Below are 21,048 nucleotides of genomic sequence, written 5' to 3'. Positions count from 1 at the left end.
GAATAGAGACGAAGGGACGCGAAAATCAAACGGTTAACTCAATGAAAACCCCGCAGCATTCGGCTACGGGGTTTTTTTACGGCTTACGCCACGCGGCCCACCTTCAGCCAGGCGCTGTCTGAGCCGGGCGCCGAGGTGATGTAACCCCACTTGGTCTGCCAGACGTAGCCTTGGTAGGACACCAGCGCGCCCTGGGCGTAAGTGGTGCCCGGCACATAGGCCGGCGCGGTCATGATCGGCAGGTTGCCGGGGCCGACGCCGGTGTATCGCAGGCCGGTGCCCATATCCAGCTGGCTGTCGTCGTAGTCTGCGGCGTTGAAATAGCGATCCAGCGCGGCCAGCAGATCGCCGTTGCGGTTGTCTTGCCCCAAATGCCAGAACATTACGCCGCCCAGCTGCTGCTGCTTGATGTACTTCGCTTTGTATTTGAAGCTCTCGGCATCGTCATAGGTGACAAACAGCCCGTTCTGCGCATGATACAGATACGGGGTTTTGGTCTTATCGTTCCACAACCGCTGATAGCCGTAGTTGCCCTGCAGCATCTGCTCCAGCTGGCGATAGGAGGCGATGCGCGGATCCTTGTCGCGCACGCACTCGTCGCAGCCCACCAGCCAGTAATCGGCGTTCGGATACGGATCTTCGCCCGGCGTGCTGTGGCTGCTGTACTGGCCGCCGTTGCCGCCGCTGACGCCCTTGAAGGCGCGGCCGTAGAAGGGCACGCCCATGACGATTTTGGCGCTCGGCACGCCTTCCATCATCAGGTGCTGCTGCACGGCGGCGTCGACCGTCAGGCTGAACGGGCTGGGGAAGGCGCGGGTCAGCTCTTCCCAGCTCCAGCCCAGATTGGCTTCGCGCAGCGCGTTGTAGAAGGTCGGCCCGGCCGCGTCGCCGAACAGCGCCGCCTGGTGGTTGGTGATCTTCTCCCAGGGGCCGGCCAGATCGTAGGTCATCAGGTTGATGTAATCGAGTGGCGCGACGATTTGCGCCAGCTTGCTGTAATAGCGCGACAGGAAGAAGGCGCCGCCAGCGCCGGCGATGGTCAACTGATACGGCAACGCCTGGCGGCCGTCCGCGATGGTTTGCTGGTTCAGCAAGGTGCGGATCTCCTGCAGCGCGGCGATGAAACCGTCCACTTCCGCCGCCTGCGGATACTCCCAGTCGATGTCCACGCCGTCGAAGCCGTAATCCTTCATGATGCGCACGCAGGATTGGGCGAACTTGGTGCGCGCCGCCGGGGTTTTCACCGCGTTGACGTAGTTGGCGTGCGACACGCCCAGATCGTTGGAGTAGTACCAGCCGCCGATGGAGAACATGATGCGCAGGCTGGGGTTGTGCGCTTTGAGCGCGGTTAAACGGTTGACCACATCGCGCGCCTTGGCGTCGTTGGTGGCCGGATCCCAGGCGCATTCCAGGTTGCTGTTGATATCCAGGAACGAGAAGTTAATGTGCGTCAGCTGTTTGGCTTTGGCCGGCGTGATGTTGGAAACCGGGAACGGTACGACAGACGTATCGGTCTCGGTGTAATTATTGATTTGGTTGGTCGGAATAAAATAATACCCAATAACGGCTTTGCGTGTGGACATGGCATTTCTCCAGAGTGGATGTTTTTCAATGGGGGAATATTCCCCGTCGCCATTAATGTTTATTTTCATCGAGAATAAAAGTCGAAATAAATCACCATAAGAATGAATTTTTATTAACTGCCGCATGCATTGGCGTTTTATGTGTTGTGCCAACGTTCAGCGTGAATGAATTCGACCATAGGGCCTGTATTTATTCATTTGCTTTGTAATAGCATCCTTAACTAGATTCTGAGTATCCGATGTCCCGCCGGCCGTGATTGGCATTTAATTAAAAATAAAAAGGAGATGAGCTATGTCCAGCATAGAGCCTGACGCTGTTGGCTTAATAGTCCAGCGAGTATGTGAATATCTTCAGCCGGTATTGAACGCCATTCTGGCCGGCGTGATGGCGCTATTACATGGCGCTTACCGCAACGTGGGCATTCGGCGCCGTTTATTGAATGCGGCGATGTGCGCGTTATTGGCCTGGACGGTGCGCGATGCGCTGGCGCTGATGGGCCTGGAATTAAAGTGGGCGAATTTGGCCAGCGTACTGATTGGTTTTATGGGGGCGGATTACATCAACGCCTTAATTAAAAAATTCATCGGAAAAAAGACGGGGTTTAAAAATGTTAAATGACATTGAAGAGATTCGTTTTACCGCCCGCAGCGAAGAGAACCTGCGCGGCGTGCACCCGGATCTGGTGCGCGTTATTCGCCTGGCGCTGCGTTATTCGCTGGTGCCGTTTTCCGTCAGCGAGGGGCTGCGCAGCATGGCGCGCCAGCGGGAAATGGTGCGCGCCGGCAGCAGCCAAACGCTGCGCAGCCGCCACCTGACCGGGCACGCGGTGGACGTGGTGGCGATGCCGGCGGGCGTGGCCTCCTGGGAGTGGGATTACTACGCGCAGATTGCGGTGGCGGTGCGGCGCGCGGCGCGTGAATGCGGCATCAACGTCGAATGGGGCGGCGAGTGGAAAACCCTCAAGGATGGCCCGCACTTCCAACTGCCGTTCCGGGACTATCCGGCATGAGCGGCTGGCTGCAAAAACTGATGCAGGGCGGCTTGCTGCTGTTGTTACTGGCGGCCATCTGCCTGGGCGGCTATAGCTCGCTGCTGTCGCACCAGTTGGCGTCCGCGCGGCAACAGGCGGCGGAACTGCAAAAAAGCCTGGCGCAGCAGGCGGGGCTTATCGCCACCTTGCAGACACAGGATGCGCAAAATCGCGCGCTGATGGCGGCGCAGCAGCGGCAGGAACGGCAGTTGCGCCAACAACACGAGGCTTATCAGAGGAAATACCGTGAAGCGATTAAAAACGATCCCTGCGCCGCTCAGCCTCTGCCTGGCGCTGTGCTTGAGCTCCTGCGCCCGGCCGCCGCTGACGCCGCAGGCCGTGCCGCTGTTGCCCCCTGAGTCGGTTTTCGCTCCCTGTGAACAACCGCAGTTAGAGGGAGAGACCTGGGGGGATGCGGTGAGCTATACCCTGGCATTACAAACCTCGTTACACATTTGCGCCGGCCAGGTGGAGACGCTCAACGCCTGGCGCGCCACGCTGCCGCCGCGCTGACGGCGGCGTTTCTCTGCTCGTCTCGCAGATCTTCTTTTTTTACTTTTAAAACGCTCTTTCGACCAAGGTTATGGCGCGCTTCAAAGTTTGTGATGTTTCTCTCACTATACTTCAAGGCTGTGCCCTGTCATTGTAATTGGGCGCCATGGCCCACGGCAGGGCGCAGCCTCAAAGCCTTACCTCAACATAAAAGCAAAAAACAAAGGAATCCATAATGGACGAACAGCTCAAACAGAGTGCCCTTGATTTCCATCAGTTTCCTGTCCCAGGGAAGATCCAGGTTTCCCCTACCAAACCGTTGGCGACCCAGCGCGATCTGGCGCTGGCCTATTCGCCGGGCGTCGCCGCGCCTTGCCTCGAGATCGCCGAAGATCCGCTGGCGGCCTACAAATACACCGCGCGTGGCAATCTGGTGGCGGTGATTTCCAACGGCACGGCGGTACTGGGTCTGGGCAATATCGGCGCGTTGGCCGGTAAGCCGGTGATGGAAGGCAAGGGCGTTTTGTTCAAGAAGTTTTCCGGTATCGATGTATTTGATATCGAAGTGGATGAGCATAACCCTGACAAGTTAATCGACATTATCGCCGCGCTGGAACCGACCTTCGGTGGCATCAACCTGGAAGACATCAAGGCGCCGGAGTGTTTCTACATCGAGCAGAAACTGCGTGAACGCATGAAGATCCCGGTGTTCCACGACGACCAGCACGGCACGGCGATCATTACCACCGCCGCGGTGCTTAACGGCCTGCGCGTGGTGAAGAAGAACATCTCCGATGTGCGGCTGGTGGTGTCCGGCGCCGGCGCGGCGTCCATCGCCTGCCTGAACCTGCTGGTGGCGCTGGGGCTGCGTCAGCAGAACATCACCGTCTGCGACTCCAAAGGCGTCATCTATAAAGGCCGCGACGCCAATATGGAACAGACCAAAGCCGCCTACGCCATCGAGGATAACGGCCAGCGCACGCTGGGCGACGCCATCCCGAATGCCGACATCTTCCTCGGCTGCTCCGGCCCGGGCGTCCTGACGCAGGATATGGTGAAAACCATGGCGCGCGATCCGCTGATCATGGCGCTGGCCAACCCGGAACCGGAAATTCTGCCGCCGCTGGCCAAAGCGGTGCGCCCGGACGCCATCATCTGTACCGGCCGTTCCGACTACCCGAACCAGGTGAACAACGTCCTGTGCTTCCCGTTCATTTTCCGCGGCGCGTTGGACGTGGGCGCCACCACCATCAACGAAGAGATGAAGCTGGCCTGCGTGCACGCCATCGCCGATCTGGCGCTGGCGGAGCAGAGCGACGTGGTGGCTTCCGCGTATGACGATCAGGATCTCTCCTTCGGGCCGGAATACATCATTCCGAAACCGTTCGATCCGCGCCTGATCGTCAAGATCGCGCCGGCGGTGGCCAAGGCGGCGATGGATTCCGGCGTGGCGACGCGCCCGATCGAAGACTTCGACGCCTATGTGGAGAAGCTGGCGGAGTTCGTCTACAAAACCAACCTGTTCATGAAACCGATCTTCTCGCAGGCGCGCAAAGAGGTGAAGCGGGTGGTGCTGGCGGAAGGCGAGGAAGAGCGCGTGCTGCACGCCACGCAGGAGCTGGTGTCGCAGGGGCTGGCCTTCCCGATCCTGGTCGGCCGGCCGAGCGTGATCGAGATGCGCCTGAAAAAGCTGGGCCTGCAGCTGACGCCGGGCAAAGATTTCGAAGTGGTGAACAACGAGTCGGATCCGCGCTTCAACGAATACTGGGGAGAGTACTACCAGATCATGAAACGCCGCGGCGTTTCGCAAGAGCAGGCGCGCCGCGCGGTGATCGGCAACCCGACGCTGATCGCCGCCATCATGCTGCATCGCGGCGAAGCGGATGCGATGATCTGCGGCACCATCGGCAGCTACCACGAGCATTACGACGTGGTGAAGAACGTGTTCGGCTTCCGTGAAGGCGCGCACGTCGCCGGCGCGATGAACGCGTTGCTGCTGCCGAGCGGCAACACTTTCATCGCCGACACCTACGTCAACGACGATCCGACGCCGGAACAGCTGGCGGAGATCACCCTGATGGCGGCGGAAACCGTGCGCCGCTTCGGCATCGAACCGAAGGTGGCGCTGCTGTCTCATTCCAGCTTCGGCTCGTCTGACTGCCCGGCGGCGCGCAAGATGCGCAAAACGCTGGAGCTGGTGAACGAGCTGGCGCCGGAGCTGGAGATCGATGGCGAAATGCACGGCGACGCCGCGCTGGTGGAAAGCATCCGTCACGATCTGATGCCGGACAGCCCGCTGAAAGGCTCGGCCAACCTGCTGATCATGCCGAACATGGAAGCGGCGCGCATCAGCTACAACCTGCTGCGCGTCTCCTGCTCGGAAGGGGTGACCGTCGGGCCGGTGCTGATGGGGGTCGCCAAGCCGGTGCACATCCTGACGCCGATCGCCTCGGTGCGCCGCATCGTCAACATGGTGGCGCTGGCGGTGGTGGAAGCCCAGACCGAACCGCTGTAAGGCCGGGATTAGTGACTGGCCCCCTGCGCCGTTGGCGCCGGGGGCTTTTTTATTTCCAGCGGACGTGGTACAAATAATCGTCAAATATGTACATGTACAGGTAAAGAAAATGACTACGATCAGCTACACGGCGGCGAGAAACAATTTGGCTGAGGTGCTTTTGGAAGCGCAAAAACAGCCGGTGGAAGTGACGCGCCGCGGACACGATGAGGTTTACATCATCAGTAAGGCCGACTATGAGGTTTTGGTCAAAGCCAAGGTGAAAGCGCGCATTCAGGCTAAACACGCGGATACGATTAAGGCGCTGGCCAATAGATGATCTTTTTGACCGCAGAGGATATTGCGGAATTCAACGCTGAAATTGTGCCTCACGGCCGCCAGGAAGGCAGCAAGGTTGAGGCTGTAGCCAACCGCGTGCTCAATGCTTACCACTATGAGAACGTCACCGACGTTTACCGTTTGGCCGCGCTCTATCTCATCGCCATCAGCCACGGTCACATTTTTCTTGATGGCAACAAACGTACGGCCTTCCAAAGCATGGCGCTATTTCTCGGTATTAATGGCATTGCACTGCGGGAAGACGCAGAACTGGTCGAAATTACGGTTGAAGCAGCTCAAGGCCGCCTCAACGTAGAACAAGCCGCTGAACACTTACGCCGGCTAACCGAATAACCCCCCTGCTCATTTCTTGCAGCGCGCGGCGATGGCGCGAATATCCTGCGGTGTGGTGCGGCAACAGCCGCCGATCAATTGCGCGCCGAGCGCGCGCCACTCCGCCGCCTGATCGACCAGGCTGCCGTGCTCGCCGTCGCAGGCGCGCCAGGTTTTGCTGACCGCATCGTAGTGCTCCCCGGAGTTTGGGTAGACCAGCAGCGGCTTGTCGGCCAGCGCGTTCAGTTGACGCAACGCCGGGGCGACCTTGTCCAGCGCGATGCAGTTGATGCCGATCGCCAGCACCTGCGGATTGCCGCGCAGCGCGGACATGACCTCCGTCAGCGGCGTGCCGTCGCTGAGGTGTTGGCTGTCGCGCAGGGTGAAGGCGAACCAGGCGCCGAGCGTCGGGAACTCCTGCAACAGCGTCAGCAGCGCCTGTAGTTCAGCGAACGACGGCAGCGTTTCGCAGGCCAGCAGATCGACGCCGGCGGCGGCCAGCGCGGCGAGGCGAGGGCGGTGGAAGGCAATGAAGTCATCCTGCGCCAGCCGATAGTCGCCGCGGTATTCCGAGCCGTCGGCCAGATAGGCGCCGTACGGGCCTACCGAGCCGGCGATCAGCAGCGGCGCCGCTTGCGGGTGTGCGGCCAGATAATCGCGGCGCGCCCGCTGCGCCAGCTGCACGCTTTTGGCGATCAGCGCCAGCGACTGATCCTGATCCAGGCCGCGGCGCAAGAAGCCCTGCGGTGTGGCCTGATAGCTGGCGGTGATGGCGCACTGGGCGCCGGCGTTGAAATAATCGAGATGCACCTGATAGATAAGCTCGGGATTTTCAATCAGCACCTTGGCCGACCACAGCGGATCGGTCAGGTCGCAGCCGCGTGCTTCCAGTTCGGTGGCCAGCGCGCCGTCCAGGATCAGCGTCGGCTGTTCGGCCAGCAGGCGGGCGACGGGGTTGTTAACCGACATGTTGTTCTCCCAAAGCATTTTTTTGCCCGGCGCGCCGGGTCAGGAAATAGGTGAGGTAGCACAGGGCGACGAACGGCAGCCCGCAGTAGAGCGCAATGCGCTGCTCCGGATCGAACGCCAGCCCGATGCAGGCCAGCAGGCACAGCGCAAAGCCGAGGATCGGCGTCAATGGATAGCCGGGCGCGCGGTATTTCAGGCCGCTTATCGGCTGGCCGCTGCGCAGGTAGGCGCGGCGGAAAGCATAGTGGGCCGCGCAGATGCTCAGCCACACCGCCACTACCGCAAAGCCGGAGATCGCCGACAGGGCGACGAACACCGTGTCTGGCGCGATCACGCTGGTCAGCAGCGCCAGCACGCCGCCGAGCATGCTGAAGGTCAGGGCGTTGATCGGAATGCCACGCGCATTGACGCGCGCAAAGTAGGCCGGCAGGGTGCGCTGGTGGGCCAGCGACCACAGCATGCGCCCCGAGGCGTACAGGCCGGAGTTGGCCGCCGACAGGATGGCGGTCAGGATCACGAAGTTGAAGATATCGGCGGCGTAAGGCACACCGATGCGTTCAAACACCAGCACGAACGGGCTTTTGACGATCCCCGCCTGATCCATCGGGATCAACGCCGCCAGCACGAAGACCGTGCCGATAAAGAACAGCATCAGGCGGATCACCGTGGTGCGGATCGCCAGCGGTACGACTTTTTCCGGGTTCTCGGTTTCACCGGCGGCGATGCCGATCAGCTCCGTGCCGGAGAAGGCAAAGTTCACCGCCACCATGGTCATCAGGATCGGCAGCGTGCCGTGCGGCAGCCAGCCGGAAGCGGTCAGGTTATGCAGGAACGGCGCCGGCGTGCCGTCTTTCATCGGCAGCAGGCCGAACATGGCGGCACCGCCCAGTATGATGAACGCCAGAATGGTCACCACTTTGATCAGCGAAAACCAGAATTCGCTTTCGGCAAAAAAACGGGTGGTCACCACGTTAAGCAGGAAAATGGCCGCACAGAAGAGCAGGCACCACAGCCACACCGGCGACTGCGGGAACCAGTACTGCATGCAGAATCCGGCGGCGGTCAGGCTGGAGCCGAGCGCCACCGTCCAGGTGAGCCAATACAGCCAGGCGACGGCATAGCCGGTGGCCGGCCCCAGATAGCGCGAAGCATAGACGTGAAAGGCGCCGGTTTCCGGCATCGCCACCGACAACTCACCCAGGCACAGCATCACCAGATACACCACCAGCGCGCCGATCAGGTAGGCCAGCAGCGTGCCGAGCGCGCCGGTGGTGGAGATGATGTAGCCGGTGTTGAAAAACAGCCCGGTGCCGATCACGCCGCCCAGCGACAACATCACCAGGTGCCGGGCCTTCATGCTGCGTTTGAACTGCCCTGCGGCGGGCGCCGATGCGTGCATAATAATCTATCCGTATAGACGTCTAAATATCTGAATGGCTATTGGTTATACCCGTAATGCCTTTTTAACGCAATGCGCCACCGGCGATCGCCGCGTAAAAAAATCGTTAAGCCGGATCTATATGCAAATGATAATTATTATCTATAATGTCGCCATTTTCGATAATGGGGCAACATGATGAGATATTTGATTTTATTGGCGGCCTTGGCGCTCGGCGCCTGCAGCCAAACGTCGGTGAAGGCGCCGGCCAATGACGTCGCGAGTTTGGGAAGCATCACCGATCTGCACAGCGGCGCGGCCCTGACGCCGGAGCAGCTGTTGACGCGATTGGCGCAGCAGCCGCGGGTGATCGTTGGGGAAAAGCATGACAATCCTTGCCACCATCAGATTGAGCAATGGCTGGTGCAGCAACTGCCGCAGCGGCGGCCGCAGGGCAGCGTGCTGATGGAGATGATCAACCCGAACCAGCAGGCGCAGGTAGACAAGGTCAAACAGTGGCTGCAGAGCGATCCCACGGTGCGTGACGGCCGCGTAGCGGAACTGATCGCCTGGCAGCCGGGCTGGAAGTGGGAGCTGTATGGCGGGGTGACGATGGCGGCGATGCGCGCGCCTTACCCGCTGTGGTCGGCCAACCTGGATCGCAGCGAGATTACGGCGTTCTATCAGCAGCCGCAGTTCCCGGCGGGGCAGCTATCGGCGCAGCCGGCGGTGCGCAAGGCGCTGGAAGAGACCATCCGCACTTCGCACGGCGGCAAGATTGAGGCCGATCAACTGCATGCGATGTTGGCGATCCAGCAGCAGCGCGATCGGCGCATGGCTGAGCGCTTGCTGGCGGCACCGACGCCCGCGCTGTTGATCGCCGGTGGTTATCACGCCGCCAAATCGGTGGGGGTGCCGCTGCACGTGCGGGATCTGCAACCGGCGGCGGTGCCGACGGTGCTGATGCTGGCGGAACCGGGCGTACAGGTCGATGCGAACACCGCAGACTACCTGTGGATCACACCATCAGTGAAATGAATACGTTAAGAGAGTGAAAAGGGGTGTTAATTATAGTTGCAAATGATTATCATTAGTAAATGTGATCTGCAATCATTCGCAATTAAGCAAGCTAATGCCCCTATGTTAAGTCAGTCTTACTCCCTCCCGGCCTTTGAACTGCCGCAGCCGCGCTGGGCGCGCGGCCTGCTGCTCGCCCTGGCGGCGCACGCGGCGTTGGTGCTGCTGTTTTATTGGCCGCAGACGGCGCTGGAGCCGGTGGCGCTGCCGCCGCCGGCGGTGATGATGAGCTGGGCGGCGCAGATTGAAGCGCCGGAAAGCAAGCCGCTGCCGCTGGGCGTGCAGCAGGCGGAGTCCGCCGCAGCGCAGCCCGCTGAGCAGCAGCAACAGCCGGATCTGCCCAAGCTGGCGCGCGCCGATAAAGCGAAAATCGTGACGGCGCAGAAGAAGCGCGCCGAACACCGTCCCCCGCAAAAAGCGCAGCCGAAGCCGCAGGAACAGGCCAAAGAGACGCGCAATGCCGCCGCGTCCAGCGCCGCCGCGCCGCAGGCGCAGACGCTCTCCCACCACACCGCCGCCCCGATCAACAGCGACGCCAACAGCAACGCGCAGGCCAAGCTGTCGTGGGAGAGCCTGGTGAAAGGCAAGCTGAACCGCATCAAGGATTACCCTTTGGATGCCCGCAGCCGCCGGCGCAGCGGCATGCCGCAGGTCAGTTTCAGCGTCGATGCGCAGGGGCGGGTATCGAACGTGATCCTGCTGGCGCGTTCCGGCACCGCGTCGCTGGATCGGGAAGCGGTGGCGGTGGTATCGCGCGCGCAGCCGTTGCCGCCGCCGCCGCCGGAGATGCTGCAGCAGGGGGCCGTCAGGGTGACGATGCCGATCGATTTCAATCTGGCGGAGCTGAACGCCCGCCGTTAATGCCTGCAGACGCCGCCTCGCCGCCGTCCGCCTTTTCAAACTTCGTGAGGGATTATGAATCCGCTGTTATTCACCCCGCGTCGCCGCATTGCGGCCGCGCTCTGGCTTTCTTTAGGCGTCGCCGGCGCCGCGCTGGCGCAACCGCAGCCGCCGTTGGCGGAACGCGCGCCGAAAGCGCTGACGGCGCATGGCGAGACGCGTACCGACGATTATTACTGGCTGCGCGACGACAGTCGAAAAGAGCAAAAGGTACTGAATTACCTGAAGGCGGAGAACCGCTACACCGAGCAGATGATGGCGCCGTACCAGAAGCTGCGCGCCACGCTGTATCAGGAGATGCTGGGCCGCATGAGTCCTGACGATCGTTCGGTGCCGTATCAGCTCAACGGTTATCGCTATCAGGAAAGCTACGCCGCCGGTAAAGAGTTCGCGCGGTATCAGCGCCAGGCGCTCACCGCCGACGCGCCGTGGCAAACCCTGCTGGACGCCAACCAGCGCGCCGCCGGCCACGCTTACTATCGCCTGGGGGCGATGGACATTAGCCGGGACAACCGCCGTCTGGCGGTGGCCGAAGATCTGCAGGGCCGCCGCCAATACCGCATCTCCCTGCGCGAGTTAGGCAGCGAACGCTGGTCGCCGGAAACGCTGGAAAACACCTCCGGCAACATGGTGTGGGCCAACGACAACCAAACCCTGTTCTACGTGCGCAACCACCCGCAAACGCTGCTGCCGTATCAGGTCTACCGTCATCAGTACGGCACGCCGCCGGCGGAAGATAAACTGGTGTATCAGGAAAACGACCCGGCGTTCTACCTCAGCCTCGGCCGCTCGTCCTCGCGCGATTACCTGATTCTGACCATCAGCGGCAACACCACCTCCGAGGTGCGCCTGATCGACGCCAACCAGCCGCAGCGCGAGCCGCAGCTGTTCGCCGCCCGGCAGAACGGCCGCGAGTATTATCTCGATCACTACCGCGGCGAGTTCTACCTGCGCTCTAACCATCAGGACCCGAACTTCGGCCTGTACCACACGGCGGCGGCGGGTAAACCCTGGCAGACGCTGATCGCGCCGCAGGCGCAGCACGAGGTGGAGAGCTTCAGCCTGTTCCGCGACTGGCTGGTGGTGCAGGAGCGCGCCAACGGGCTGGTGCAGCTGCGGCAAATCAGCTGGGACGGCAAAACCGAGCGCGCCATCCCGTTCGACGACGCCAGCTACATGGCCTGGCTGGGCTATAACCCGGAGCCGGACAGCGATCGGTTGCGCTACGGTTATTCGGCGATGACCACGCCGACCCGCACCTATGAGTGGGATCTGAACAAGGGCGAGCGCACCCTGCTCAAGCAACAGGAAGTGAAAGGCGTCGATCCCAGCCTGTATCACAGCGAACGCATTTGGATCGCGGCGCGCGACGGCGTGAAGGTGCCGGTCTCGCTGGTGTACCGCACATCGCTGTTCAAAAACGGGCATAACCCGCTGCTGGTGTATGGCTATGGCGCTTACGGCATGAGCATGGATCCGGCGTTCAGCGCCAACCGCATCAGCCTGTTGGATCGCGGCTTCGTCTATGCGCTGATCCACGTGCGCGGCGGCGGCGAGCTGGGGCAGCGCTGGTACAAACAGGGCAAACTGACGCACAAACCGAACAGCTTCAACGATTTCATCGACGCTACCCAAGCGCTGATCAACGACGGCTACGGCCAACCGGGGCGCATCTACGCCATGGGCGGCAGCGCCGGCGGCTTGCTGATGGGGGCGGTGATCAATCAGGCGCCGCAGCTGTACAACGCGGTGGTGGCGCAGGTGCCGTTCGTCGACGTGGTGACCACCATGCTGGACGACAGCATTCCGCTCACCACCGGGGAATACGAGGAGTGGGGCAACCCGCACCAGCCGGCCGCCTATGCGCTGATGAAGTCCTACAGCCCGTACGACAACGTGCGCAGGCAGCGTTACCCGAACCTGCTGGTCACCAGCGGTTTGTACGACTCGCAGGTGCAGTATTGGGAACCGGCCAAATGGGTGGCGAAGCTGCGGCGCTTCAAGCAGGGCGATTCGCTGCTGCTGCTTTCCACCGACATGACCGCCGGCCACGGCGGCAAATCGGGCCGCCTGGCGCGGCTGGAAAACGGCGCGCTGGAGTACGCCTTTATTCTGGCGGCGGATCGGCAGGCGCAGAAATAACCTTCAGCGCCGCGGCACGCTGCGGCGCAATAAAACAATAACAACTTTTACCGCGCTTTCGGCGGGCTTTTTGCTGGGCATTGTCGGCCATCAAACCTTATTGGCTATTTCTGGGGATATATGAAAATCAAAATGATAGCGAGCCTGATCGGCGCGGGACTGGCGCTGTACGGGCCGGCTGCGGCCGCGCAGGAACAGGCGGAAAATAATAAAGGCAGCGTGGCGTTCAGCCCGCTCAACGTCTCGGCCGCCGACGGCGGCAAGAGCAGCGAAAAAGAGGCGTTGGCCAGGCCGGGCGCGTTCAGCTCGCGCGACGAAAACAAAAATCTGGAGTCGGTGGACAGCATTCTGCGCAGCATGCCGGGCACCTATACCCAGATCGATCCCGGCCAGGGATCGGTCAGCGTCAATATTCGCGGCCTGAGCGGCTTTGGCCGGGTCAACACCATGGTCGACGGCATCACGCAAAACTACTACGGCAACTCGCCGAGCGACGCGGCGCACGGGGGATTGCCCACCAGCCAGTTCGGGGCGCTGATCGATCCTAACTTTATCGTCGGCGTCGACGTGGCGCGCGGCAACGCCACCGGTTCCGACGGGGTGAACGCCCTGGCGGGCAGCGCCAACTTCCGCACCATCGGCGTGGACGATGTGGTGTTTTCCGATAACCCGTTCGGCGTGCGCACCAAATTCTCGGTGGGCAATAACGGCATCGGCCGCAGCGGCATGATCGCCGTGGGCGCCAAAACCGCCGCTTTTGCCGACGGCGGCAGTCTGGGGGCGATGGCGGCGATCAGCGGCAGCTCCATCACCTCCAACTACAAAAACGGCGCCGGTTTCGACAGCGAGATGTTCAACGTCGATAAAACCTACCGCCAGAACCCGAAATCCCAGCTGTTCAAGGTGGACATCAAGCCGGATGCCTTCAACAGCATCGAACTGTCGGCGCGCAGCTACCAGAATAAAATCACCCGCCGGCACATCGACAGCGACGATTTCTACCTTAAATACCACTACGCGCCGTTCTCCGAACTGATCGATTTCAACCTGACCGCCAGCACCAGCCGCGGCGAGCAGAAGTTCATGTCCGACAACATGGCGGGATTCAGCGACAGCACGGCGAAAAACATCTCCGATGCGCTAGATATCAACAACACCAGCCGTTTCAGCCTGCAGGACGTCGATTTCGCGTTCAGCTACGGCGGCAAGCTGGTGCGCAACGAGTATAAGAAAAAGGCCTCCGGTTTGGTGACGGATGACAATCAGGCGGAAAGCATGCCGGTGGGAATGTCGGGCAAGCAGGATATCTCCAGCCTGTACAGCGGCCTGCAGGCCAACTACGGCATCTGGCAGGGGAATTTCGATCTGAACTACACCGCCTATCGCCTCTCCGGCTATAAGCCGGCCTGTGACGAGCGCGTAGAGTGCTTCCCGCAGGGCGCCGGCAATATCAACCGTAACGAACACGGCTTCAACCCGTCGGTGATGCTGTCGGCGCAGGTGACGCCGTGGCTGCAGCCGTTCGTCAGCTACAGCAAGTCGATGCGCGGGCCGAATATCCAGGAGGTGTTCTTCGCCAACAGCGGCGGCCAGTCGATGAACCCGTTCCTCAAGGGCGAAAAAGCGGAGACCTGGCAGGGCGGGTTCAACGCCAATGCCCACGATCTGTTGTTCAAGCAGGACAGCTTCCAACTGAAAGCGGTCTATTTCGAAACCAGGATCAAAAACTACATCTCCAGCCAAACCTACCTGGTGTGTAAAGACCGCCAGAAGTGCAACCGTTCGCAGGCGACGCAGGAAGAGTGGGATAACGCGGACGTCAACGTCAGCATGACCATGTACAGCAACGCCCCCGAACCGGTCAAAATGCGCGGTGTGGAGATCGAAGCGCTGTACGACGCCGGTTTCGCGTTTACCAAACTGTCGTTAAGCAAGGAGCATACTTCCCAGCCGACCAACCAGGCCAGCAACGTGTTCGGCGCGGGTGATGTCAGCGAACTGCCGGAATTCTACTTCACGCTGGACAGCGGGGTGCGCCTGCTGGACGAGACGTTGACGCTGGGCGGGGTGGTGAAATACACCGGCAAAGCGGTGCGCCTGTCGCCTGATTCCACTCTCGATGAAAACGAACAGTTGATGAAGGAGCCGGCGCCGCATATTCCGACCATTATCGATCTGTACGGCACCTATCAGGTGAATCGCAATCTGCTGCTGAAGCTCAGCGTGCAAAACCTGATGGACAAGGACTACTCGGACGCGCTGAACAAGATGAATTCGCTGCCTTCGCAGTCACAAGATTTCACGCCGACCAACACCGCCCGTGGGCGGACTTATATCTTCGGGGGGGAGTTGCGCTTCTAAACCGCAGCAGAGCAGGGCGCAGTCACTGCGCCCGTTTCGCCTGCAGCAGCCATTTGTCCAGCTCGTTGGCGAACTGCTGGCGGTCGCGCTGGTTCAGGGCGTTCGGGCCGCCGGTCTGAATGCCGCTGGCGCGCAGGGTATCCATAAAATCGCGCATGTTGAGGCGCTCGCGGATGGTGTCCGGCGTGTAGCGTTCGCCGCGCGGGTTCAGCGCCACCGCACCTTTCTCGATCACCTCCGCCGCCAGCGGGATGTCGGCGGTGATCACCAGATCGCCCGCTTCGCAGCGGCGCACGATCTCGTTATCGGCCACGTCGAAGCCGGCCGCCACCTGCAGCGAACGGATGTGCTTCGACGGCGGCGTGCGCAATGGCTGGTTCGCCACCAGCGTGACGGTGATGGCGGTGCGATCGGCGGCGCGGAACAGCACCTCTTTGATCACGTTCGGACAGGCGTCCGCATCGACCCAAATCTGCATCATTTCGACTCCTGCAGCCAGTCGCGCACCGGCAGGAAATCGCGCGCCAGCGCCGCTTCCGGGCTGTCGGCCTCCGGCTGGTAGTTATATTCCCAACGCACCAGCGGCGGCATCGACATCAGGATGGACTCGGTGCGCCCGCCGGTTTGCAGCCCGAACAGCGTGCCGCGATCCCACACCAGGTTGAACTCCACATAGCGGCCGCGGCGATACAGCTGGAACTGGCGCTCGCGCTCGCCCCAGGTCAAGGCCTTGCGTTTTTCGACGATCGGCAGATAAGCGTCGAGGAAGCCCTGGCCCACCGCGCGGGTGAAGGCGAAACAATGGTCGAAATCTGGGGTGTTCAGATCGTCGTAGAACAGGCCGCCGATGCCGCGCGCTTCGTTGCGATGCTTGATGAAGAAGTAATCGTCGCACCACTGTTTATATTTGGGGTAGACCTCGTCGCCGAACGGCGCGCACAGCTCGGCCGCGGTGCGGTGCCAGTGCACGGCATCCTCTGCGAAACCGTAGAACGGCGTCAGGTCAAAACCGCCGCCGAACCACCACACCGGGGCTTCGCCCGGTTTTTCGGCGATGAAGAAGCGCACGTTGGCGTGGCTGGTGGGCACGTAGGGGCTGAGCGGGTGGATAACCAATGAGACGCCCATCGCCTGGAAGCTGCGTCCGGCCAGTTCCGGACGGTGCGCGGTCGCCGAGGCCGGCAGGGTGGCGCCGGAGACGTGCGAGAAGTTGACTCCTGCCTGTTCGAACACCGCGCCGTTGGTCAGCACGCGGCTGCGGCCACCGCCGCCTTCTTCACGCGTCCATTGGTCTTCGGTGAACACGGCGCCGCCGTCGGCCTGGGCGAGCTGCGCGCAGATGTGATCCTGCAGCGCCAGCAGGAAGGATTTTACTTCAGCGATGTTAGGTAAACTCATGCGGGGTCTTTATAGCGTCTGGCTGAACAAGGCGCTGAGTATACTCTTATTCGCCGCCCGCGGCATCAGCGGGGTTTGCGTTGGTGTGCGTCGAAATAGTCGAAGAAGTTGACGATGCCGTCCGCGATGGCGCGGGCGATTTTCTCGCGAAACGCGGTGGTGCCCAGCAGCCGTTCTTCGTTCGGGTTGGTGATGAACGAGGTTTCCACCAACACCGAGGGGATGGACGGGGATTTCAGCACCGCGAACGCCGCCTGTTCGGTGCTGTCGCTGTGCAGATGGTGCACCGGGCGAATTTGACCGAGCACGTGGCGGCCGAGCGTCAGGCTGTTGTTGATGGTGTCGGTTTGCACCAGATCGAACAGCACCTGCTGCAGGTAGTTGTCCTGATCCTTGTACTTGCCGCCCGCCACGTCGTCGGCGGCGTTTTCACGGTTGGACAGGTAGCGCGCCATGGCGCTGCTGGCGCCGCGGTTGGAGAGGGCGAACACCGAAGCGCCGGAGGCCGACGGGCTGGTAAAGCCGTCGGCGTGAATCGAAATGAACAGGTCGGCCTGGTGCTGGTGGGCGATCTCGACCCGCTGGAACAGCGGAATGAACTCATCTTCTTCGCGCGTCAGGCGCGCCTCGACGTGATCGTGCTCATGCAGGAAACGGCGCACGTGGTTGGCGATTTCCAGCACGATGTGTTTTTCCTGCGAGCCTTCGTGGCCGACCGCGCCGGAGTCGATGCCGCCGTGGCCGGGATCGATCATCACCCGCTTTTTGCCGCCGGCCGGTTTCGCCGCCGGTTTGCTGTGCTGATTGCGCAGCAGGCCCTCCGCCTTGGCGCTGTGGTTTTTCACGCCGAACAGCGCCACCGCCAGGCCGGAAAGCAACAGTTGGCGTCGCGTCGGGGAAACGGCAAGCGGCTTAAAATTGAGGAATTGTTTACCCTGCTTTTTCATTACGCAACGCTCCGTCGACGTTTCTATTTTGCGACGTTATATCGTATTGATAATCATTAATCGACCCGATAACTATTTCCATTTATTACGCCTGTTACCGGCGATTTCCGGGCAAAATAGCGCGCTAAATCGCAGTTTGATATTGCGTAAGTGAATAATCACGCGATAATCAGATAAACACCTTAATTAACAGCGGCCAACATCGATGGAAATTCGCGTATTTCGACAAGACGACTTTGAAGAAGTCATTACCCTGTGGGAGCGCTGCGATCTGCTGCGGCCCTGGAACGATCCGGAAATGGACATCGAGCGCAAGCTGAACCACGATCCGGAGCTGTTCCTGGTGGCGGAAGTCGGCGGCGAAGTGGTCGGTTCGGTGATGGGCGGCTATGACGGCCACCGCGGCTCGGCGTATTACCTCGGGGTGCATCCCGACTATCGCGGGCGCGGCATCGCCAATGCGTTGATCAACCGTCTGGAGAAGAAGCTGATCGCCCGCGGCTGCCCGAAGATCCAGATTATGGTGCGCGAAGACAACGACACGGTGGTTGAGATGTACGAGAAGCTCGGCTACGAAATCCAGGGCATCACCAGCCTGGGCAAGCGGCTGATCGAAGATCAGGAATATTGATCGAGCGGCGGACGGCGGTATAGCCCGCCCGCCGCATCGCATTACGGCAGCTTTTTGACGGTTTTCACGTCCACTTCCACGCTGCTCCAGTCTTTATCCACTTTCCCTTCCAACTGCACCTTGTCTTTCGGCGTGACGGTTTGGCCGTTCCAGCGCTTGCGATCGATCTCGACCGTCAGGGTGCCGGTGGCGTCGCGGAAGGTGTAGGTATCGTCGCCGATGCGCTGCTCGATGTTGCCCTGCAGCATCACCCAGGTGTCGTCGCTCAGCGATTTCACCTTGTCCACGGTGGTCAGCGCCGCGCTGGGGCCGGAGAAACCACCTTGTGCGGTGGTTTGCGTTTGAGCCTGCGGCGCGGCCGGATCGAGGAACCCGCCTTGTTGCGCCAGTACCGGTGCGCTGCACAGCGCGATCAGAGCGGCCAGAGTCAGTTTTTTCATGTTGCGCTTCCTTATCGTTATTGAAAATCACATCCCGCTGATATCGGGGGCTTGCTTAGTGATAGGGATTAAAACACGCCGATCTTAAGAGCTTCTTAAGCCGACGCATTGAAATTCCCATCGCCGGCGCCCATCTGTAGCCATAGTCTTTATTCTGTTGGCAAGGAACGATCGTTGAAGCCATTCTCACCCCGGTTTTCCCCGGATGATTACGACCAGCACGGCGCGCTGCGGCTGCCGCTGGGATTTTGGGCCGTGCTGATTTTGCAGGCGCGCACCTGGCTATTGTTCGTGATGGCCGGCGTTTCGCATGAGCAGGGCGAAAGCTTGCTGGCGCTGTTTTATCCGGATACCCAACGCTTTTGGTACGGCATGCTGCTCGGTCTGCCGGCGGCGCTGGCGTTTTTGCTGAGCGGCCGTCGCCACCAATGGCCGCGGCTGTGGCGCGGTTGGCGCTGGGGGCTGGCTGTCTCGCTGCTGGCGTCGCTCGGCGGCTCGCTGTTCAGCCTGTGGCGCCAGGACGGCGATGCGCCGGGGCTGGAGCTGACGTTGGCGCTGCTCGACGCGCTGGCGCTGAGCTATCTGTTGCTGAATGCGCGTCTGAAAGCCTGTTTCGCACCGGCGGAGCACGCCGACTAATTGCCGAGAAGTGCGGCACTTTTCGCATTTTCCGCACTCCAAGCTGGCAACCGTTGGCGTAGTGCGGGCCGTTGTGAGAGGCTGGCATGCAGCAAAACGCCGAGTGCGGCAGGGGCGGGTTACCGCCCCGTGCCATTGATGTTTAAGGAGCTAGAGATGAATATTCGCCCCCTGTTGTTAGGGCTTCCGTTGTTACTGACCGGCTGTTCGAGCATGTCCAATTTCTCTTGGTCCAGCCTGTCGCCGTTCAACTGGTTCGGCAGCAGCCTGGAGGTCGGCGCCAAGGGCGTCGGCAAGCTCAACGCCGGCACGCCGATGTCGGAAAGCGCCATCAATGACGGGCTGGACGGCAACTACCGCCTGCGCGGCGGCATGGCGACCAACAACGGCCAGATCGTCTCTTATTACCAGGCGCTGTCCGGCGACGAAGTGAAACTGGTGATCACCGGCGAACCGAAAGGGCGCCTGCAGCGCGTGGACGTGCTGGATCCGAAAGTGGCGACGGAGTGGGGCAACAAGCTCGGCACGCCGTTCGGCGATATGTACAGCAAGGCGTTCGGCTCCTGTAAGCCGGGCAGCGGCGAAGACGCCGGTAAAGTGGAGTGCGTGGCGGAGCAGAGCAAGTACGTCACCTACATCTTCAGCGGCAAGTGGGCCGGGGCGCAGGATATCATTCCGCCGGACGACACCCTGAAAAGCTGGACGGTCAGCAAAATCATCTGGCACGCCAAGCCGCAGCAGTAACGCGTTCAACGGGCGCCGGTTCGCGGCGCCTGCCTTTTCAAGCCATTACCCCTATTTTCTTTGCGCTGCTGCAAGGCAATCGCCCGCGCTTGCGGTATGATAGCGCGCGTTTGTAACAGGGAACCCGCGCGTCAACCGCCATACCTGTTGCCTGGTTTTGGTATTGAGGATAACAACATGACACAGGTTCAGAGCGGCATTCTGCTGGAGCACTGCCGTTTCGCCATTTTTATGGAAGCCAGCGTACAGGGCGAATTCGCCGACTTGCGCCAGGGCTGCAAGCAGTTTTGTCAGACCCTGAGCGAGCTGCAGCAGCAGTTCCCCGATGCGCGCCTCGGCGCGGTGATCGCTTTCGGTTACGACGTCTGGCACGATCTCTCCAGCGGCCAGGGCGCGAAAGAGTTGAAGCCGTTCACGCCGCTCGGCAAAGGGCTGGCGCCGGCCACCCAGCGCGATATGCTGATCCACATCCAGTCGCTGCGTCACGACGTCAACTTCACGCTGGCGCAGGCGGCGTTGGCGGCGTTCGGCAACGTCATCAAGATTGAAGAAGAAACACACGGTTTCCGCTGGGTGGAAGAGCGCGATCTGAGCGGCTTCGTCGACGGCACCGAAAATCCGCAGGGCGATCAGCGCCCGGCAGTGGCGACGATCGCCGAAGGCGAAGAGGACGCAGGCGGCAGCTACGTGCTGGTGCAACGCTACGAGCACAACCTGCGCCAGTGGCAGCGCTTTACCACCGAACAGCAGGAGCAGATCATCGGCCGCACCAAGCACGATAGCGAAGAGCTGCCGGCCGATCAGCGCCCGGATACCTCGCACGTCAGCCGCGTCGATTTGAAAGAGAACGGCAAGGGCCTGAAAATTCTGCGTCAGAGCCTGCCTTACGGCACCGCCAGCGGCAAGCACGGCCTGTTCTTCATCGCCTATTGCGCGCGCCTGCACAATATCGAGCAGCAACTGCTGAGCATGTTCGGCGATCTGGACGGCAAACGTGACGCGATGTTGCGCTTCAGCCGTGCAGTGACCGGCAGCTACTACTTTGCGCCATCGCTGACGCGCCTGCTGTCACTTTGACGCCGTCGCCGAAGCCGGCGCGTCCGGCTTCGGTCCGTTTTCCCGTCCCGAAAACGCCTCGCATTCCCTGCCT

At 61.2% G+C, this 21,048-nt stretch carries 21 protein-coding genes; 14 read left to right on the top strand and 7 right to left on the bottom strand.

The features are described from left to right. Nucleotides 1-83: 83 nt before the first annotated feature. On the bottom strand, nucleotides 84-1,583 hold the full coding sequence (locus tag IT763_RS16990) for a glycosyl hydrolase family 18 protein (RefSeq protein WP_049299552.1): 1,500 nt from the start codon (nucleotides 1,581-1,583) through the stop codon (nucleotides 84-86). Between the two features lie 292 nt (nucleotides 1,584-1,875). On the opposite strand from IT763_RS16990, the gene IT763_RS16985 reads away from it, so the two are divergent. The 6 genes from IT763_RS16985 (at nucleotide 1,876) to IT763_RS16960 (ending at nucleotide 6,293) form a co-directional block, all read left to right on the top strand. Further along, nucleotides 1,876-2,202 (top strand): phage holin, lambda family, encoded by a 327-nt coding sequence (locus tag IT763_RS16985; RefSeq protein ID WP_004936551.1) that lies wholly within the window; start codon nucleotides 1,876-1,878, stop codon nucleotides 2,200-2,202. Continuing rightward, a complete protein-coding gene (locus IT763_RS16980) occupies nucleotides 2,192-2,593 on the top strand; it encodes a M15 family metallopeptidase (RefSeq protein ID WP_049299551.1) in 402 nt (133 codons plus the stop codon). Before IT763_RS16985 ends, IT763_RS16980 begins: the two co-directional genes overlap by 11 nt. Further along, nucleotides 2,590-2,973 (top strand): DUF2570 family protein, encoded by a 384-nt coding sequence (locus IT763_RS16975; protein WP_049299550.1) that lies wholly within the window; start codon nucleotides 2,590-2,592, stop codon nucleotides 2,971-2,973. Before IT763_RS16980 ends, IT763_RS16975 begins: the two co-directional genes overlap by 4 nt. Nucleotides 2,974-3,341: 368 nt before the next feature. After that, entirely contained in the window at nucleotides 3,342-5,621 is a 2,280-nt protein-coding gene (gene maeB / locus IT763_RS16970; protein WP_016926766.1) for an NADP-dependent oxaloacetate-decarboxylating malate dehydrogenase, read from the top strand. Between the two features lie 109 nt (nucleotides 5,622-5,730). Beyond that, complete coding sequence (locus tag IT763_RS16965; protein ID WP_004936539.1) at nucleotides 5,731-5,940, top strand: type II toxin-antitoxin system Phd/YefM family antitoxin; 210 nt, start codon at nucleotides 5,731-5,733, stop codon at nucleotides 5,938-5,940. After that, the gene (locus IT763_RS16960) at nucleotides 5,937-6,293 is read left to right on the top strand and encodes a type II toxin-antitoxin system death-on-curing family toxin (RefSeq protein ID WP_025303801.1); all 357 of its coding nucleotides are present in this window, start codon (nucleotides 5,937-5,939) and stop codon (nucleotides 6,291-6,293) included. Before IT763_RS16965 ends, IT763_RS16960 begins: the two co-directional genes overlap by 4 nt. Before the next feature lie 9 nt (nucleotides 6,294-6,302). Here IT763_RS16960 and mmuM read toward each other — a convergent pair whose 3' ends face one another. Further along, on the bottom strand, nucleotides 6,303-7,241 hold the full coding sequence (gene mmuM, locus IT763_RS16955) for a homocysteine S-methyltransferase (RefSeq protein WP_206194864.1): 939 nt from the start codon (nucleotides 7,239-7,241) through the stop codon (nucleotides 6,303-6,305). Continuing rightward, entirely contained in the window at nucleotides 7,231-8,640 is a 1,410-nt protein-coding gene (gene mmuP, locus IT763_RS16950; RefSeq protein ID WP_049299547.1) for an S-methylmethionine permease, read from the bottom strand. The genes mmuM and mmuP overlap by 11 nt, the downstream gene beginning before the upstream one ends. 177 nt (nucleotides 8,641-8,817) lie before the next feature. On the opposite strand from mmuP, the gene IT763_RS16945 reads away from it, so the two are divergent. The 4 genes from IT763_RS16945 (at nucleotide 8,818) to IT763_RS16930 (ending at nucleotide 15,099) form a co-directional block, all read left to right on the top strand. Then, the gene (locus IT763_RS16945) at nucleotides 8,818-9,657 is read left to right on the top strand and encodes a ChaN family lipoprotein (RefSeq protein WP_164053732.1); all 840 of its coding nucleotides are present in this window, start codon (nucleotides 8,818-8,820) and stop codon (nucleotides 9,655-9,657) included. A 102-nt stretch (nucleotides 9,658-9,759) separates the two neighbouring features. Continuing rightward, a complete protein-coding gene (locus tag IT763_RS16940; protein WP_143778435.1) occupies nucleotides 9,760-10,557 on the top strand; it encodes a TonB family protein in 798 nt (265 codons plus the stop codon). 54 nt (nucleotides 10,558-10,611) lie between these two features. After that, the gene (locus IT763_RS16935) at nucleotides 10,612-12,738 is read left to right on the top strand and encodes a S9 family peptidase (RefSeq protein WP_206194863.1); all 2,127 of its coding nucleotides are present in this window, start codon (nucleotides 10,612-10,614) and stop codon (nucleotides 12,736-12,738) included. Nucleotides 12,739-12,858: 120 nt separating this feature from the next. Then, nucleotides 12,859-15,099, top strand: a complete 2,241-nt coding sequence (locus IT763_RS16930) for a TonB-dependent receptor domain-containing protein (RefSeq protein WP_016926772.1) — start codon at nucleotides 12,859-12,861, stop codon at nucleotides 15,097-15,099. A gap of 22 nt (nucleotides 15,100-15,121) precedes the next feature. Here the strand turns inward: IT763_RS16930 and IT763_RS16925 are convergent, their stop codons facing one another. From IT763_RS16925 to amiA, 3 genes are all read right to left on the bottom strand, one after another. Then, nucleotides 15,122-15,577, bottom strand: a complete 456-nt coding sequence (locus IT763_RS16925) for a YaiI/YqxD family protein (protein ID WP_028127767.1) — start codon at nucleotides 15,575-15,577, stop codon at nucleotides 15,122-15,124. Then, the gene (gene hemF / locus IT763_RS16920; protein WP_016926774.1) at nucleotides 15,577-16,497 is read right to left on the bottom strand and encodes an oxygen-dependent coproporphyrinogen oxidase; all 921 of its coding nucleotides are present in this window, start codon (nucleotides 16,495-16,497) and stop codon (nucleotides 15,577-15,579) included. The genes IT763_RS16925 and hemF overlap by 1 nt, the downstream gene beginning before the upstream one ends. Nucleotides 16,498-16,562: 65 nt before the next feature. Continuing rightward, nucleotides 16,563-17,444 (bottom strand): N-acetylmuramoyl-L-alanine amidase AmiA, encoded by an 882-nt coding sequence (gene amiA, locus IT763_RS16915; RefSeq protein ID WP_049299544.1) that lies wholly within the window; start codon nucleotides 17,442-17,444, stop codon nucleotides 16,563-16,565. 205 nt (nucleotides 17,445-17,649) lie between these two features. Here amiA and IT763_RS16910 point away from each other — a divergent pair, with 205 nt between their 5' ends. Beyond that, a complete protein-coding gene (locus tag IT763_RS16910) occupies nucleotides 17,650-18,075 on the top strand; it encodes a GNAT family acetyltransferase (protein WP_004936504.1) in 426 nt (141 codons plus the stop codon). Nucleotides 18,076-18,116: 41 nt separating this feature from the next. Here the strand turns inward: IT763_RS16910 and IT763_RS16905 are convergent, their stop codons facing one another. After that, the gene (locus IT763_RS16905) at nucleotides 18,117-18,515 is read right to left on the bottom strand and encodes a YgiW/YdeI family stress tolerance OB fold protein (RefSeq protein WP_016926776.1); all 399 of its coding nucleotides are present in this window, start codon (nucleotides 18,513-18,515) and stop codon (nucleotides 18,117-18,119) included. Between the two features lie 174 nt (nucleotides 18,516-18,689). Between IT763_RS16905 and IT763_RS16900 the strand changes: the two genes are divergently transcribed. The 3 genes from IT763_RS16900 (at nucleotide 18,690) to IT763_RS16890 (ending at nucleotide 20,975) form a co-directional block, all read left to right on the top strand. Next, nucleotides 18,690-19,154 (top strand): DUF2919 domain-containing protein, encoded by a 465-nt coding sequence (locus IT763_RS16900; protein ID WP_016926777.1) that lies wholly within the window; start codon nucleotides 18,690-18,692, stop codon nucleotides 19,152-19,154. Nucleotides 19,155-19,310: 156 nt separating this feature from the next. Beyond that, nucleotides 19,311-19,898: an RpoE-regulated lipoprotein gene (locus tag IT763_RS16895; protein ID WP_004936494.1), complete on the top strand. Its 588-nt coding sequence runs from the start codon at nucleotides 19,311-19,313 to the stop codon at nucleotides 19,896-19,898. A gap of 177 nt (nucleotides 19,899-20,075) precedes the next feature. Then, a complete protein-coding gene (locus IT763_RS16890; RefSeq protein ID WP_016926778.1) occupies nucleotides 20,076-20,975 on the top strand; it encodes a Dyp-type peroxidase in 900 nt (299 codons plus the stop codon). The last annotated feature ends 73 nt before the right edge of the window (nucleotides 20,976-21,048 follow it).

This window comes from Serratia sp. CMO1 (assembly GCF_015689115.1).
GTDB lineage: Bacteria > Pseudomonadota > Gammaproteobacteria > Enterobacterales > Enterobacteriaceae > Serratia > Serratia marcescens.
The sequence above is the reverse complement of the archived record's forward strand: the minus strand, read 5'-3'. Positions and strand labels throughout refer to the sequence as shown.

Coding starts and splice junctions, on each gene's coding strand:
- IT763_RS16945 (WP_164053732.1), top strand. CDS start 8,818: ATGAGATATTTGATTTTATTGGCGGCCTTGGCGCTCGGCGCCTGCAGC.
- IT763_RS16965 (WP_004936539.1), top strand. CDS start 5,731: ATGACTACGATCAGCTACACGGCGGCGAGAAACAATTTGGCTGAGGTG.
- IT763_RS16935 (WP_206194863.1), top strand. CDS start 10,612: ATGAATCCGCTGTTATTCACCCCGCGTCGCCGCATTGCGGCCGCGCTC.
- IT763_RS16980 (WP_049299551.1), top strand. CDS start 2,192: ATGTTAAATGACATTGAAGAGATTCGTTTTACCGCCCGCAGCGAAGAG.
- IT763_RS16925 (WP_028127767.1), bottom strand. CDS start 15,577: ATGCAGATTTGGGTCGATGCGGACGCCTGTCCGAACGTGATCAAAGAG.
- IT763_RS16990 (WP_049299552.1), bottom strand. CDS start 1,583: ATGTCCACACGCAAAGCCGTTATTGGGTATTATTTTATTCCGACCAAC.
- mmuM (WP_206194864.1), bottom strand. CDS start 7,241: ATGTCGGTTAACAACCCCGTCGCCCGCCTGCTGGCCGAACAGCCGACG.
- mmuP (WP_049299547.1), bottom strand. CDS start 8,640: ATGCACGCATCGGCGCCCGCCGCAGGGCAGTTCAAACGCAGCATGAAG.
- IT763_RS16910 (WP_004936504.1), top strand. CDS start 17,650: ATGGAAATTCGCGTATTTCGACAAGACGACTTTGAAGAAGTCATTACC.
- IT763_RS16890 (WP_016926778.1), top strand. CDS start 20,076: ATGACACAGGTTCAGAGCGGCATTCTGCTGGAGCACTGCCGTTTCGCC.
- hemF (WP_016926774.1), bottom strand. CDS start 16,497: ATGAGTTTACCTAACATCGCTGAAGTAAAATCCTTCCTGCTGGCGCTG.
- IT763_RS16985 (WP_004936551.1), top strand. CDS start 1,876: ATGTCCAGCATAGAGCCTGACGCTGTTGGCTTAATAGTCCAGCGAGTA.
- IT763_RS16940 (WP_143778435.1), top strand. CDS start 9,760: ATGTTAAGTCAGTCTTACTCCCTCCCGGCCTTTGAACTGCCGCAGCCG.
- IT763_RS16905 (WP_016926776.1), bottom strand. CDS start 18,515: ATGAAAAAACTGACTCTGGCCGCTCTGATCGCGCTGTGCAGCGCACCG.
- IT763_RS16975 (WP_049299550.1), top strand. CDS start 2,590: ATGAGCGGCTGGCTGCAAAAACTGATGCAGGGCGGCTTGCTGCTGTTG.
- IT763_RS16960 (WP_025303801.1), top strand. CDS start 5,937: ATGATCTTTTTGACCGCAGAGGATATTGCGGAATTCAACGCTGAAATT.
- IT763_RS16895 (WP_004936494.1), top strand. CDS start 19,311: ATGAATATTCGCCCCCTGTTGTTAGGGCTTCCGTTGTTACTGACCGGC.
- amiA (WP_049299544.1), bottom strand. CDS start 17,444: ATGAAAAAGCAGGGTAAACAATTCCTCAATTTTAAGCCGCTTGCCGTT.
- maeB (WP_016926766.1), top strand. CDS start 3,342: ATGGACGAACAGCTCAAACAGAGTGCCCTTGATTTCCATCAGTTTCCT.
- IT763_RS16930 (WP_016926772.1), top strand. CDS start 12,859: ATGAAAATCAAAATGATAGCGAGCCTGATCGGCGCGGGACTGGCGCTG.